This is a genomic window from Streptomyces sp. NPDC060027 (assembly GCF_042737005.1).
Classification (GTDB): Bacteria; Actinomycetota; Actinomycetes; order Streptomycetales; family Streptomycetaceae; genus Streptomyces.
The window spans coordinates 1-14,675 of the sequence record NZ_JBHWVI010000010.1 but is presented as its reverse complement, the minus strand read 5'-3'; the positions used below and the strand labels follow the sequence as shown (position 1 = coordinate 14,675).

8 protein-coding genes, 1 tRNA gene and 1 pseudogene are annotated in these 14,675 nt (G+C 70.2%); 4 read left to right on the top strand and 6 right to left on the bottom strand.

Annotated features, from left to right (window positions below):
• Positions 1 to 179: 179 nt before the first annotated feature.
• Both ACFWBT_RS04345 and ACFWBT_RS04340 read right to left on the bottom strand, forming a co-directional pair.
• Positions 180 to 731 (bottom strand): beta-class carbonic anhydrase, encoded by a 552-nt coding sequence (locus ACFWBT_RS04345; protein ID WP_385695710.1) that lies wholly within the window; start codon positions 729 to 731, stop codon positions 180 to 182.
• Between the two features lie 550 nt (positions 732 to 1,281).
• Positions 1,282 to 3,231, bottom strand: a complete 1,950-nt coding sequence (locus tag ACFWBT_RS04340; RefSeq protein ID WP_385695707.1) for a DUF262 domain-containing protein — start codon at positions 3,229 to 3,231, stop codon at positions 1,282 to 1,284.
• Positions 3,232 to 3,950: 719 nt separating this feature from the next.
• Between ACFWBT_RS04340 and ACFWBT_RS04335 the strand changes: the two genes are divergently transcribed.
• Positions 3,951 to 5,171 (top strand): Ig-like domain-containing protein, encoded by a 1,221-nt coding sequence (locus ACFWBT_RS04335; protein ID WP_385695706.1) that lies wholly within the window; start codon positions 3,951 to 3,953, stop codon positions 5,169 to 5,171.
• Positions 5,172 to 5,363: 192 nt separating this feature from the next.
• Here ACFWBT_RS04335 and ACFWBT_RS04330 read toward each other — a convergent pair.
• Positions 5,364 to 5,448, bottom strand: a tRNA-Leu gene (locus tag ACFWBT_RS04330).
• A gap of 142 nt (positions 5,449 to 5,590) precedes the next feature.
• Between ACFWBT_RS04330 and ACFWBT_RS04325 the strand changes: the two genes are divergently transcribed.
• Positions 5,591 to 6,922 carry a DUF2254 domain-containing protein gene (locus ACFWBT_RS04325; protein ID WP_385695703.1) on the top strand — a complete coding sequence of 444 codons (1,332 nt, stop codon included), beginning with the start codon at positions 5,591 to 5,593 and terminating at the stop codon, positions 6,920 to 6,922.
• A 285-nt stretch (positions 6,923 to 7,207) separates the two neighbouring features.
• Here the strand turns inward: ACFWBT_RS04325 and ACFWBT_RS04320 are convergent, their stop codons facing one another.
• The 3 genes and pseudogenes from ACFWBT_RS04320 to sucC form a co-directional block, all read right to left on the bottom strand.
• Positions 7,208 to 8,821, bottom strand: a complete 1,614-nt coding sequence (locus ACFWBT_RS04320; RefSeq protein WP_385695701.1) for an aldehyde dehydrogenase family protein — start codon at positions 8,819 to 8,821, stop codon at positions 7,208 to 7,210.
• A 143-nt stretch (positions 8,822 to 8,964) separates the two neighbouring features.
• Positions 8,965 to 9,906: a succinate--CoA ligase subunit alpha gene (gene sucD / locus ACFWBT_RS04315; protein ID WP_385695699.1), complete on the bottom strand. Its 942-nt coding sequence runs from the start codon at positions 9,904 to 9,906 to the stop codon at positions 8,965 to 8,967.
• Positions 9,907 to 9,917: 11 nt separating this feature from the next.
• Positions 9,918 to 11,047: pseudogene (sucC, locus tag ACFWBT_RS04310) on the bottom strand (ADP-forming succinate--CoA ligase subunit beta).
• Between the two features lie 166 nt (positions 11,048 to 11,213).
• Here sucC and frc point away from each other — a divergent pair.
• Positions 11,214 to 12,446, top strand: a complete 1,233-nt coding sequence (frc, locus tag ACFWBT_RS04305) for a formyl-CoA transferase (RefSeq protein ID WP_385695696.1) — start codon at positions 11,214 to 11,216, stop codon at positions 12,444 to 12,446.
• A 1-nt stretch (position 12,447) separates the two neighbouring features.
• The gene (locus ACFWBT_RS04300) at positions 12,448 to 14,667 is read left to right on the top strand and encodes an acetate--CoA ligase family protein (protein WP_385695694.1); all 2,220 of its coding nucleotides are present in this window, start codon (positions 12,448 to 12,450) and stop codon (positions 14,665 to 14,667) included.
• The last annotated feature ends 8 nt before the right edge of the window (positions 14,668 to 14,675 follow it).

The following is a 14,675-nucleotide window of genomic DNA, read 5'->3' as shown; positions in this document are numbered from 1 at the left end:
GGGGCGACCCCCTTCTCGGGAACGACCTCCCACAGGAATTGCATACAGTATGCTGTCCTCTCTTGAGATGCGCCAGAGGACCGCCGGGACGAATTCCAAGAGGCGGACCAGGGCGACGCCCGGGTGGGACGATGCCCTCTCCCCGCGGACGCCCGCCGACAGCGAGAGGGCGGGGCGCCTCAAGCCCGCGGGTCGATCTCCCGCAACAGCCCGGTCGTGACATCGAAGACGAAGCCTCGGACATCGTCGGTGTGCGGCAGGAACGGTGATGTGCGCACCCGCTGCATCGACTGCCGTACGTCCTGGTCGACGTCGCTGAAGGCCTCGACCGCCCAAGCGGGCCGCTGCCCGACCTCCATCTCCAGCTCGTGCCGGAAGTCCTCGGTCAGAGTCTGCAGGCCGCAGCCCGTGTGGTGGATGAGTATGACGCTGCGGGTGCCGAGCGCGCGTTGGCTGATCGTCAGAGAGCGGATCGCGTCGTCGGTGACGACACCGCCCGCGTTACGGACGGTATGACAGTCCCCCAATTGGAGACCGAGCGCGGCATGAAGGTCGATCCGGGCGTCCATGCAGGCCACGACGGCGACGCGCTGGACCGGGCGCGCACCCATGCCCGGGTCCGTGAACCCGGCGGCGTACGCGCGGTTGGCCGTCACGAGCCGGTCGATGACCGTCCCGCCGCCCGGAAGGGGGTCGGCGGACGGGGCGAGACGGGGTGCTGGAGTCGACATGCTGGGCTACCTCACTCCGGTCGACAGCGAAAGGACCACTCATCGCGTCGCGAACACGGGCTCGCGAACACAGGCTCGCCGACGCGCGGTCGCGGCCACCGGAGCCACCCCGGGGACACGACCGCACCGGTGAGCATCCCCACGCGACGACACCCCGGGCGCGCATCGCGGAGCGGGACACCTGGGGGTCCTGGGGAACATCACGGACAAGGTCGTACCCGCGATATGTATGTGATATGCAATCCCGGGGTGAGGAGGCTGATGTCCCCGACCACCCCTCTCCGTCTCCGTCGAGGCGTTGTCGTGTCACTCCCCCGAACCGCGCGCGGGCCTGTCCGCCGCCGGATCTCGAGTCGTCCGGCGCGTGAACGGCGCGCTCGCGCGGGCCGGGTGGGATCGTCCGTCCGGGCACGGCCTCGTCCTCCGCCCTCGACCCTGGCCGGAGGCGGACACCAGCAGCCGGTTCGGCCGCCCCGCGCCGACGGGCGGCCAGGGTCCAGCACCGCCACCGATCCGACCGGCGGCCCGGTTCAGGCCGCGGGTCCCGGACTCACTGCTCGGCGCACAGATTCCTGACGTACGCACGCAGCGCGTCCGCGCTGTGGAAGAGGCGGTAGTCACCGGCTTCGAGGGCCGTCTGCTCCTCCTCGGTCGTGTCAGGGACCAGGACGACGGGCACGCCGCCTTCCGCCCGCAGCCCCTGAGGCCAGAAGGCGGCTGCCACGGTGATGGCGGCGCCGGTACGCGGGTCGCTGACCTCGCTGTCCAGCTCCGGTTCGGCCAGATCGGCTTCGCGCACGTCGGACAGCAGCGCGCGGAGACCTGGGACCTCGTCGGCGGGGTCGGCCTTCGCGGTGCCGGACGGGGCCGCGCACGAGGCCGCGGTCAGCGACTCCCGCACATCCGCCAACGCCATGGGGGACGGACCGTCGTGCAGACTCTGAAGGAAGTCGTTCGCGGCGCCGGCCAACAGGGCGCGCCGGGCGGCGAGGAAGTCCGGGTAGTTGGACACCTTCCACAGGTCACGGTCCATCGGGATCCACTGCGTCGCCAGCGCCCCCGGCATACGTGACTCGATCTCCTCCAGATAGTCCGCGGGCTCCTTCGCCCCGATCCTCAGGTTCGTGTCCTGGGTGAGGAAGCAGAAGTTGGCGACCGCGTTCACCTCTCCCCGGCTGTGATCGTGCTTGTAGAGAAGCGCCTTGGGGAAAATGTGGTGCACCTGGAGGGAGCTGAGACGTCCCAGCATCCCGTCCCGCAGCGGGACCCCGCTGACGAAGTCCTGGGCGCCGTACACCCGTGTCAGCATGTAGAGGAGCGGGTAGAAGCGGGAGCCCATGCTGGATCCGACGAAGTCGTCCGGGCCGACCCCGAGATGGCCGCCGCGGCTGCGCCGCAGCACGCTGATCAACTGGTCGACCCCGCCGTCGTCGAGCGCCTGCAGGTCCTGGTTGAGGACGGTCTCGGTGGCTCCCGCGTGGCGGCCCCAGAGGAAGCTGTGCACGTACCAGTAGAAGAGCCGGTCGCGCGTCATGGCGTCGGGGAACGATCCACCATGGCGGTGGAGCAGCCGGCTCATCACCGGGAGGGCGCCGCGGCCGCTGAGAACGGCGCCGTGGTCGAGCCCCAGCCGTCCGCCGAGCGAGTTGAGCAGATACGACACGGAGTCGATGGTCTCGGCGAGTCCCGACCGGAACGCCGGAACATCCACGTCGGCGAGCTTGGAGAACTGTGCCTCACCGGTGATGACGGCGTTGACATTGCGCAGCAGCCAGTCGAGCTTGAAGCCGAAACCGGCGGCCGACCAATCCTGGAGCGCCCGGTTCATGGTCGGCCGGGCAGCCGGCCAGGCCGCGCAGATGGCGGCGAGGGCGAGGTCACCCTTGGAGAGTTTGGTACCGCCCGAGTTCACCCGGTTGAAGATCTCCACGACCACGTCGATGGTCTTGTCCTCGCCGGTCACCTCGTCGATGTGGACACTGCGATCCTTTATCTGGGTGATGCGGTTCAGGCGTTCGATGTAGGCGACCTGGAGGTCGGCCTCACCGTTCGCCAGCCGGGTCACGGCGAGGAGCTGGCCGGCCAGTCCGCTCCGGAAGAGCGCGGTGACGTCCACCCAGAGCGGGTTGTCCTTCATCTTCGCCGGGGCGTAGAACTCGAAGGCCTCCGTCTGGAGGTTGAAGTGCAGCCCGGTCAGCGCCGAGGCATTGCCCTCGAAGAAGCTCGGAGCTCTGCCGCGGGTGATTCCGTAGAGAGTGGTGACGCGCTGCTGACCGTCGAGCAGCAGGTGGATCGAGCCGTCCCGGCCCGAGTCACCGCCCCGTGTCTGCACACTGTCGGCCTTGGTGCTCCAGGTCAGGAAGCCACCGATGGGGTATCCGCGATAGAGGGACTGGAAGAAGCCGCGCACCTGGTCGCGCGTCCAGACATAGCCACGCTGGAACTCGGGAAGCGCGATGTCTCCGGCGTCGACCTTGTCCAGAACCTGCGAAATATGCACCGTCGTTGAACCTGTTCATCCGGTCCTGGCGACTTCCTCCACCAGAACGTGTCCGACCGAACACACGAAGTTACCAGCCGACGGTCGCGAGTCGAGTCGGGTTCGGGCACATGTACGAGGGTGGGGCCCCAGCTCGACGACTATGGGTGAACTCCCGCCGCCCGCCGACCACTTCGCGAGGGGCATGGCTCGACTCCGCGAGGTGCCGCGAGGTGCCACCTCACAGTCACCTGAAGGCGCCCCCCGGCGACCACGTCGCCATGTCGATGAATCCATGGGCAGGGCCCGGAGAGGCCCGCCCCGCTCATGGACAGGGGGCACGGGCCGATGCAGCCACGGGCCACGGTCGCCCTGCGCACGGGCGAGGTCCGCCGGCTCCCGCATCCGGCCGCGAAGCGCCCGGCCCCGAGGACACGGCATGACTCTCCGAGATCTCCGACAGGTGAGGCCACGGCCGGGCGGGCCGGTGGCGGGCCGGTCGCCCGTCACGCCGGACCTCTCGCCTCCCTGTCGCCGTACGCCCCGCTCCGGTCGGGGAGAGCGGATCGATCACACGCCATCCGGCCGTCGGGCGGAGTCTCAGCGACGCGCGTAACGCGTGAAACCCACCACAATCCACCCACTAAAACGGACCAATGCGCAAAAATGCTTCTTTGGAGCTGATTACCCCTCCGCCAATCAGCCGAGGGATTGAACGACCAGCGGCATGGGAGAAGCGTTTGATCACCGTACGCAAGCGACGCACCGGGCTGACGGCTACGGTCGGCGCACTCGCACTCACGGCGCTGGGCGGTACCAGCTACGCGGCCAGCAACGACACCGGGGCTCACCCGGACACGCGGGCATCGGCGAATCAGGCGGACACCCAGGACGTTTCCGACGCCCGAATAAAGATCACGCCAGGCCAAGCCCACGGCCTCGGGATCAGCGACCCCGTGAACGTCACCGTCACCGACGGCAGACTCACCAAGGTGACCATGACCGCCATCGCGACCGGCACCGAGGTTCCGGGCACCCTGTCCGCGGACGGCACGTCCTGGCAGCCGAACGGCCCGCTGAAGCAGGCCACCCGCTATCAGGTCGCCGCGGAGGCCGAGGACGCGAAGGGCCGTTCCGCCACCGAGAACGCCGCGATCTCCACGGTCTCCCCGGCCAACGACTTCCTCGGGCACCTCTCCCCCGAGAACGGTTCGACCGTCGGTGTGGGCATGCCGGTGAGCTTCAACTTCGACAAGGCGATCGGCGACAAGGCCGCCGTGGAGTCGAAGATCCAGGTCAGCTCCAGCAGCGGCGAGCAGGTCGTCGGTCACTGGCTCAACAACAGCCGCCTGGACTTCCGCCCCGAGCACTACTGGAAGCCCGGCTCCACCGTCACCGTCAAGATGAGCCTCGACGGCGTTCAGGAGACGGTCACGTTCAAGATCGGCCGGAGCCAGATCAGCACCGTCGACGCCAGAACGAAGCAGATGTCCGTCGTACGGGACGGCAAGACGATCAAGACCATCCCGATCTCGTCCGGCAGCGCCGAGCACCCGACGTACAACGGCCGGATGGTCATCTCCGAGAAGTACCGGCAGATCCACATGAACGGTGCGACCGTCGGCCTCACGGAGAAGAACGGCAAGCCCTCGTACGACATCAAGGCCGTACCGCACGCCATGCGCCTGACCGCCTCGGGCACGTTCATCCACGGCAACTACTGGGGCGGCGACTCGGTCTTCGGCAAGGTCAACACCAGCCACGGCTGCGTGGGCCTGAAGGACGTCAGGAACGCCGGCGACGGCAAGCAGCCCGCCGCGTGGTTCTTCGACAACTCGATGACCGGTGACGTCGTGATCGTCAAGAACTCCGCGGACAAGGCCACAGTGTCCCCGGACAACGGCCTCAGCGACTGGAACATGCCGTGGAGCGAGTGGGTCTCGGGCAGCGCCTCGAACTGACGCCACGCCACTCGCGCACGCGAGCCTGAGTCCCTTCCGCCAGGCGGCGGCCGACACACCACCGGCCGCCGCCCCCGGTGCCCGGGACGCTCGGACGGCCTCCCCGGGGAGTCCTCGAGCCAGGAAAACGCAACGAGGACCTCGACCTGACGGTCGTGATCCTCGTTCGTGTATCGCTACAAAGAGTAAGAGTGTCCGAGGGGGGACTTGAACCCCCACGCCCGTTAAAGGGCACTAGCACCTCAAGCTAGCGCGTCTGCCATTCCGCCACCCGGACTAGGTGTCTGCCGCCCGGCCGGGGGTGTTCCCCGCGGCGACATGGACAACAATACCAAGGTTTCGGAGTGCCCTTCACCTGCATATCCGGGCCCCCGGAGCGGGTCCGCGGCGCGAGGTGGGGGTGCACATACAGTCTCACCATGGGTGACTGGATGGATACCGGGAGTTTGCGGGAGGGGCGGCGGCCGAGGGCGTTGTCGCCGTTGCGGGAGCATCTGCGGGACACGTTCTGGTTCGCGCCCACCGCGGCCATGGTGCTGGTCTTCGTGGTGTGGGCGGTGGCGTCCGAGCTCGACACCGCGATCGTCGAGGCACTGCAGAAGGCGGAAGAGTACGACACCCTCGACGATCTGCTGCGCCTGGCCGACGACGCGAAGACCGTGGTGACCGTGGTCAGCTCGGCCATGATGACCTTCATCGGTGTGGTCTTCAGCATCTCGCTCGTCGCCGTGCAGATGGCGAGCGGACAGTTCAGTCCGCGGGTGGTGCGGATCTTCGTGCGCAGCCGGATCACCAAGGCCACCTTCGCCGTCTTCCTCGCGACCTTCCTGCTGTCGCTCCTCGTGCTGACCTCGTACGAGGGGCAGGCCGAGGCCAGGCTGGTGACCTCGGTCCCCCTGGTGCAGTCGGTTCTGACGCTCTTGATGCTGGGGCTGAGCCTCCTGCTCTTCGTGATGTACGTGAACCAGACCCTGCGGCTCATGCGCATCAGCCATGTCATCGACCGCATCACCCGGGAGGCGTTCAAGGTCGTCGCGCGGATGCCCGTGGCCCGTTCGTCCGGCGAGGAGGAGGCGCTCGGCCCCGAGACCGCCCGGGTCGCCCATCACGGGCGGGCCGGCGTCCTGCGGGACGTGAACATCGCCCGGCTGGTGAAGGCGGCCCGGCAGCAGGGGGTCGTCCTGCGGCTGATCCCGCGGATCGGGGACTTCGTCGTGCCGGGCACGCCCCTGCTCGCCGTGCACGGAGGTCCCGCTCCCTCGGGGCGGTCCCTGAGCTACACCGTGTCCGTCGGTGTCGAGCGCACCTTCCACCAGGACTTCGCGTTCGGGCTGCGCCAGTTGTCCGACATCGGGCTGCGGGCCCTGTCGGCCGCCGTGAACGACCCGACCACGGCCGTGCAGGCGATCGACCGCATCGTGCAGTTCCTCTCCGCCGTCGCCGGCCGCCCCCTCGACGCGGCGCTCCATCGCGACCGGCGCGGGAACGTGCGGCTGGTGCAGCCCGTGCCCGGGTGGACCGAGCTGGTCGATCTCGGGTTCGCCGAGATCCGGGGGTGCGCGGTGGGCAGTCCGCAGGTCACCCGGCGCATCATCGCCGGGCTCGACGACCTGGCCATGACCGCTCCCGCGGACCGCCGCGAGCCGCTGCTGCGGCACCGCGCGCTGCTCGTCGAGGCCGTGGAGCTCACGGTGTCCGAGGCGTCGGACCGCGCCTTCGCCCTGCGCCCGGACCGGCAGGGCATCGGATAGCCGGCCGGGTGCATCGGTCGGCCGTGCCGCCCCGGTGGAGCGCGGCACGCCGTCCCGCCCCGGTCGGACTCGGCGCACCTGGCCACCCGGTGGGGCACGGCGCGCCTGGCCACCCCAGCAGGGCGGCGCCCTGTTACGGACGCCGCCCGCACTCATCCACGGAGTTCCCGGCACCGGCGGGAATCCCGGCCGACGCCCTCGGACCTCACGAGCTCACGCACTCACGTGCCCACGTGCCCACGTGCTCACGTGCTCACGTGCTCACGTGCTCACGTGCTCACGTGCTCACGGCATCAAGTGATACTCCGGGAAGTTCCCCGGCAACCGCTCCCCCTCCGGCCCCCGGGTCACCGCGCGCACCAGGAGTTCCCCGCCCACGAACGCACCGCGCCACGACGCGCCGAAGCCGCCGAAGAGTTCGTCGCGGTCGCCCCGGGAGCGGGGCTTTCCGCGGCCGACCTTGAACGCGCGGATCTGCGGGGCGAGTCGGGTGTACGTCGCCTCGTCGTCCGTGGACAGCGTGGCGACCAGCGCGCCGTTCGACGCGTTCATCGCGGCGAGCAGCTCGGCCTCGGTGTCGACCAGGACGATCGTGTCGACCGGGCCGAAGGGTTCCGCGTGGTGCAGCGGTGAGGACGGGGGCGGGTTGAGGAGTGTGACGGGCTGGACGTACGCGGCCGTGTCCTGGCCGGGCAGGAAGCGGGCGTCGGACAGCCTGCCGCGGTGCAGCGGGACGGCGCCCCGGTCGATGGCCTCGGCGACCTGGTCGTGGAGTTCCTTGGCCTTGGCCGCGTTGATGACCGGGCCGAAGTCCAGCGAGGGGTAGGGGTCGTCGGGGTGCTCGACGGCGAGGGGGTGGCCGATCCGCAGGGTGCGGACGGCCGGGAGGTACGCGGCGAGGAAGTCGTCGAACAGGGCACGCTGGACGACGAAGCGCGGGTAGGCCGTGCAGCGCTGCTTGCCGTAGTCGAAGAGCTTGGGGACGACGGCCGTCAGCGCGTCCCAGTCGGTGTGGTTCCAGATGCCCCAGGTGTTGAGCCCCTCCTGTTCGAGGACATGCCGCTTGCCGAGGTCGGCGACGGCGGTGGCCACCGCGGCTCCGGTGTCCCGGCCGCCGACGAAGGAGACGCAGCCGATCTCGGGCGCGCGCACGAGCGCCTCCGACAACTCGCCCCCGCTGCCGCTGACGAGGGTGACGGGGATGCCTTCGCGCACGGCGAGCGCGCAGGCCAGGGTGAGGCAGGCGACGCCGCCGTCGGTCGGGGTCTTGGCGATGACCGCGTTGCCCACCAGTGCCTGCACCAGCATCGCGTGGACGAGCACGCTCATCGGGTAGTTCCAGCTGGCGATGTTGGAGACGGGTCCGTCCAGCGGGGCCCGGCCCTCCACCATGGGCTCGATACCGTCGACGTACCAGCGCACGCCGTCGATCGCGCGGTCCACGTCGGCCTGGGCGAGCCGCCAGGGCTTGCCGATCTCCCAGACCAGCAGGAGGGCGAGCAGTTCCCGGTGTTCGGTGAGCGCGTCGAGGGTCGCCGCCACGCGGGCCCGGCGTTCCGCGATGGGCACATGGCGCCAGGCCCGGTGCTGGTCCAGCGAGGCCCGGACGGCCTGCCGGGCGGTGGCGCCGTCGAGCCGTGGCGGTCCCGCGATGGGGCTGCCGTCGACGGGGCTGGTGGCGGGCAGTGCCCGGCCGTCCGCCTGCCAGCCGGAGTTCCAGAGGTTGAGGACCCGGTCGTCGCGGAACGCCTCGGGGGCGACGGCGAGGCACCGCCGCCAGGCGTCGGTCCAGGACGTACCCGCCTTGAGGACAAGAGGGGTGGGGTCGCGGGGGGCGGGGTGCTGAGGGGTGGGGTGGTGCGGGGTGGGGTCCAGCGGGTTGGCGTCGAGGGTGGTCATGGGTGTCTCCGCTCTCGGTGCACAGTCGGGGGCGGGGGGCCCGGGTTCTGCCGAGCGGCAGGTCGTACGGGCCCGCGCGAACAGTCGTCGCGTACGTAGGGGGAACGTAGTGAGGTCGTACGGTTTCCGGCAGTCACCTCACATTAACTATGAGTGACGTCACTCCGGGTGTCCGGCTCGGCCAGCCGGGCCAGGACCAGCCGGGCGGTCTCGGTCGGGGTGCCGCCCACGCTCACCCCGGCCGCCTCCAGGGCCGCCTTCTTGGCCCGGGCGGTGCCCGAGGAGCCGGAGACGATGGCGCCGGCGTGGCCCATGGTCCGGCCCTCGGGGGCGGTGAAACCGGCGATGTAGCCGACGACGGGCTTGGTGACGTGGTCGCGGACGTACGCGGCCGCCCGCTCCTCGGCGTCGCCGCCGATCTCCCCGATGAGAACGATCAGCTCGGTGTCGGGGTCGTCCTGGAAGGCCGCCAGGCAGTCGATGTGGGTGGTGCCGACGACGGGGTCTCCGCCGATGCCCACGCAGGTCGAGAAGCCGATGTGCCGTAGTTCGTGCATCAGTTGGTAGGTGAGAGTGCCGGACTTGGAAACCAGGCCGATGCGTCCCTGCCGGGTGATGTCGGCGGGGATGATGCCGGCGTTGGACTGTCCGGGGGAGATGAGGCCGGGGCAGTTGGGGCCGATGACGCGGGTGCCCCGGGCCGCGGCATGGGCGCGGAAGGCGACGGTGTCGTGGACGGGGATGCCCTCGGTGATGACGACGGCGAGACCGATCCCGGCGTCGGCGGCCTCCAACACGGCCGCCCGCGCGAAGGCGGGCGGGACGAAGACGACGCTCACGTCCGCGCCGGTCGCCTCGATCCCTTCGCGCACCGACCCGAAGACAGGGAGGGCCCTGGGGGCGCTTCCCAGGCCCTCGGGGCTCTGCGGGACGTCGAAGCCGACGGTCCGGCCGGCCTTGCGCGGGTTGACCCCGCCGACGACGTTCGTGCCGGCCGTGAGCATGCGCCGGGTGTGCCTCATGCCCTCGCCGCCGGTCATGCCCTGGACGAGGACCTTGGACTCCTTGGTGAGAAAGACGGCCATGTCCTGCTCCTTCAGCCGGCGTCGGCGAGTCGGGCGGCGAGGCGGGCGGCGGCGTCCATCGTGGTGGTCTGCCGCACCAGGGGGTGAGCCCGGTCGTCGACGACGGCCCGGCCCCGTACGGCGTTGTTGCCGTCGAGCCGGACGACAGCGGTTTGGTCGGGCGTACGGCGTCCAGGGCCCGCACGATGCCGTCGGCGACCGCGTCGCAGGCGGTGATGCCGCCGAAGACATTGACGAGGACGGACTTGACGTCCGGGTCGGAGAGGACGACGGACAGGCCGTCGGACATGACCCGCGCGGAGGCTCCGCCGCCGATGTCGAGGAAGTTGGCGGGGCGGGCGCCGCAGCCGGCGATCACGTCGAGGGTCGACATGACGAGGCCCGCGCCGTTGCCGATGACGCCGACCTCGCCGTCCAGTTTCACGTAGGTGAGGCCCTTGGCCGCGGCCGCCGCCTCCAGCGGGTCGTCGTGCCGTTCGTCCTGCTCGCCCCAACGCGGCTGGCGGAAACGGGCGTTGTCGTCGAGCGTCACCTTGCCGTCGAGAGCCAGGAGGTGTCCCTGGGCGGTACGGACGAGCGGGTTCACCTCGACGAGGAGAGCGTCCTCGCGGGTGAGGACCTGCCAGAGCCGCATCAGGATGTCGGCGGTCCGCGGCGGCAGCCCGGCAGCCCGTACGATCTCGTTCGCCTTCGCCGAGGTGACGCCCTCGGCCGGGTCCACGGGGATGCGCGCCACCGACTCCGGCCTGGTCGCGGCCAGTTCCTCGATCTCCGTGCCGCCCTCGGCCGAAGCGATCGCGAGGAAGTGTCCGGCGGCGCGGTCGAGGACGTACGAGACGTAGAACTCGCTCTCGATGTCCGCGGGTTGGGCCAGCATCACCGTGCGGACCGGGTGACCCTTGATGTCCGTGCCGAGGATCTGACGTGCCGTCCGCTCGGCGGCGGCGGGGCCCTCGGCGAACCTGACGCCGCCCGCCTTGCCGCGTCCGCCGGTCCTGACCTGTGCCTTGACGACGACGCGACCGCCGAGCCCCCGGGCGATCCCGCGCGCCTCGCGGGGCGAGTCCGTGACTTCGGCGCGCGGGACCGGGATGCCGTACTCCTCGAAGAGCTGCCGCGCCTGGTGCTCGTACAGGTCCATGATTCGGCTCCTGTCCTGAAAGTGGTGCACGACCCCTGGACATCACCCATCGGATGCGGGATAACAATCTTCATACAGTATTCGTCGACTGTATGCAATGTGCCGAACCTGGCCCACCGCCGACGGCATCGGGGCGGCTCAAGGCAACGGACAAGTGAGGTGACCTGTGACGACCAAGGCTCTCGAAGGCATCCGCGTCCTGGACATGACGCACGTTCAGTCCGGTCCCTCGGCGACCCAGTTGATGGCATGGCTCGGCGCCGACGTGGTCAAACTCGAGGCACCGTCCGGTGACATCACCCGCGCCCAGCTGCGGGACATCCCGGACGCCGACTCCCTCTACTTCACCATGCTCAACAGCAACAAGCGCAGCATCACCCTCAACACCAAGACGGAGCGCGGCAAGCAGCTCCTGACCGAGCTGATCCGCCGCTCGGACGTCATGGTGGAGAACTTCGGCCCCGGCGCGATCGACCGCATGGGTTTCACCTGGGACCGCATCCGCGAGATCAACCCGCGGATCGTCTACGCCTCCATCAAGGGCTTCGGGGACGGTCCGTACACCGACTTCAAGGCGTACGAGGTGGTCGCGCAGGCCATGGGCGGCTCCATGGCCACCACCGGTTTCGAGGACGGGCCGCCGATGGCCACCGGCGCGCAGATCGGCGACTCCGGCACCGGCATCCACGCCGTCGCCGCCATCCTCGCCGCCCTCCTCCAGCGCACCCGCACCGGACGCGGTCAGCGCGTCAACGTCGCCATGCAGCACGCCGTCCTCAACCTCTGCCGGGTCAAACTGCGCGACCAACAACGCCTCGCGTACGGGCCCCTCGCCGAGTACCCCAACGAGGACTTCGGCGACGAGGTGCCCCGCTCCGGCAACGCCTCCGGCGGCGGCCAGCCCGGCTGGGCCGTCAAGTGCGCGCCCGGCGGCCCCAACGACTACGTGTACGTCATCGTCCAGCCCACCGGCTGGACACCGCTCACCGGGCTGATCGGCCGCCCCGAGCTCGCCGACGACCCCGAGTGGGCCACCCCGCAGGCCCGGCTGCCCAAGCTCGCCAAGATGTTCCAGCTCATCGAGGAATGGACCAGCACCTTGCCCAAATGGCGGGTGCTGGAGAAACTCAACGCCCAGAACATCCCGTGCGGACCGATCCTGTCCACCAAGGAGATCATCGAGGACGCCTCGCTCGCCGCCAACGACATGGTCGTCGAGGTCCAGCACCCCGAACGCGGCTCCTATGTCACCGTCGGCAGTCCGCTCAAACTCTCCGACTCCCCCGTCGACATCACCGCCTCTCCGCTGCTGGGTGAGCACAACGAGGAGATCTACATCGGCGAACTCGGCCTCGGCGACGCGGAATTGCGGTTGCTCAGGTCGGGCGGGGTGATCTGAGGTGACGGACCAGGACGTGGCGGACCAGGACCGGGTGGCGAGGGTGCGGGCGCTCCTCGACGGCATACGGGGCGAGGGGCGGACCGCGCTGACGGCGCCCGAGGGCAAGCTGCTCGCCGACGCCTACGGGATCGCCGTGCCCGGCGAGGAGATCGCCCACGACCAGGACGAGGCGGTGGCCCACGCGGAGCGCTTCGGCGGCCCCGTGGTGATGAAGATCGTCTCCCCCGACATCCCGCACAAGACCGAGGCCGGCGGTGTGCTGGTCGGTGTCGAGGGGGCGGCGGACGTACGGGCCGCCTTCCGCACGATCGTCGAGAACGCGCGGGCGTACGACGCCCGCGCCCGGATCGACGGCGTGCAGGTCCAGGAACTGCTTCCGCCGGGGCAGGAGGTCATCGTCGGCGCGGTCACCGACCCCGCCTTCGGCAAGGTCGTCGCCTTCGGACTGGGCGGTGTGCTCGTCGAGGTCCTCAAGGACGTCACCTTCCGGCTCGCGCCGGTGAACGCCGACGAGGCGCTGTCGATGCTGGACTCGATCCGCGCGGCGGAGATCCTGCGCGGGGTGCGTGGCGCGCCGCCGGTGGACCGGCCGGCGATCGCCGAGCAGATCCGGCGGGTCTCCGAACTCGTCACGGACTTCCCCGAGATCACCGAGGTGGACCTCAACCCGGTGATCACCACCCCGCGGGGCGCGGTCGCGGCCGACATCCGCGTGCTCCTCGGCCCGAGCGCTCCGGCCGGGCGGCGCCGCCACACCCGGGCGGAGATCCTCACGTCCATGGACCGGCTGATGCGACCCTCGTCGATCGCCGTGATCGGCGCCTCCGACGTTCCGGGCAAGATCGGCCACGCGGTGCTGCGCAACCTCATCGACGGGGGCTTCGCGGGCGAGATCCATCCGGTGAACCCACGGGCCGACGACGTCCAGGGCCGCAAGGCCTACGCGAGTGTCGCGGACATCCCCGGAGAGGTGGACGTCGCGGTCTTCGCGGTCCCCGCCCCCGCGGTGGCCCGGGTCCTGGAGGGGGTCGGGCGCAAGAACATCCCCAACGCGGTCCTGATCCCGTCCGGGTTCGCGGAGACCGGCGAACACGGGCTCCAGGACGAGATCGTGGCCATCGGCGAGCGGTACGGCGTCCGGCTGCTGGGCCCGAACATCTACGGCTACTACTCGACCTGGCAGGACGTGTGCGCCACGTTCTGCACACCGTACGACGTGAAGGGCGGTGTCGCGCTCACCTCTCAGTCCGGTGGCATCGGCATGGCCGTCCTGGGGTTCGCGCGCACCACGAAGACGGGTGTCTCGGCGATCGTCGGGCTCGGGAACAAGGCGGACCTGGACGAGGACGACCTGCTCACCTGGTTCGGCGAGGACCCGCACACGACGTGCGTCGCGATGCACCTGGAGGACCTGAAGGACGGCCGAGCCTTCGTGGAGGCGGCCCGCGCCACGGTCCCGAGGAAGCCGGTCGTCGTCCTCAAGGCCGGCCGTACGGCCGCCGGCGCGCGGGCCGCGGGCTCGCACACCGGCGCTCTGGCGGGCGACGACGCCGTCTACGACGACATCCTGCGGCAGGCCGGTGTCGTCAGGGCTCCCGGGCTGAACGACATGCTGGAGTACGCGCGCGCCCTGCCGGTGCTTCCCACTCCCCGGGGCGACAACGTCGTGATCATCACGGGGGCGGGCGGCAGCGGCGTGCTGCTGTCCGACGCTGTGACCGACAACGGGCTGTCCCTGATGGAGATCCCGCCGGACCTCGACGCGTCCTTCCGGAAATTCATCCCGCCGTTCGGGGCCGCGGGCAACCCGGTGGACATCACGGGTGGCGAGCCGCCGTCGACGTACGAGGCGACGATCCGGCTCGGCCTTCAGGACCCGCGCGTCCACGCGCTCGTCCTCGGCTACTGGCACACCGTCGTGACCCCTCCCATGGTCTTCGCCGAACTCACCGCGCGCGTGGTGGCCGAGTTCCGCGAACGCGGCATCGAGAAGCCCGTGGTGGCGTCGCTCGCGGGCGACGTCGAGGTCGAGGAGGCCTGCCAGTACCTGTACGAGCGGGGGGTCGTGGCCTACCCGTACACGACCGAGAAGCCGGTGGCCGTACTCGGCGCGAAGTACCGCTGGGCGCGCGCGGCAAAACGGCTGCGGGCCGAAGACCCGTCCGGCGGGGCGGCGGCGGGAGACGGGCGGGATGTTGGGGGGCCGTTCATGACATGAGTGTGCGC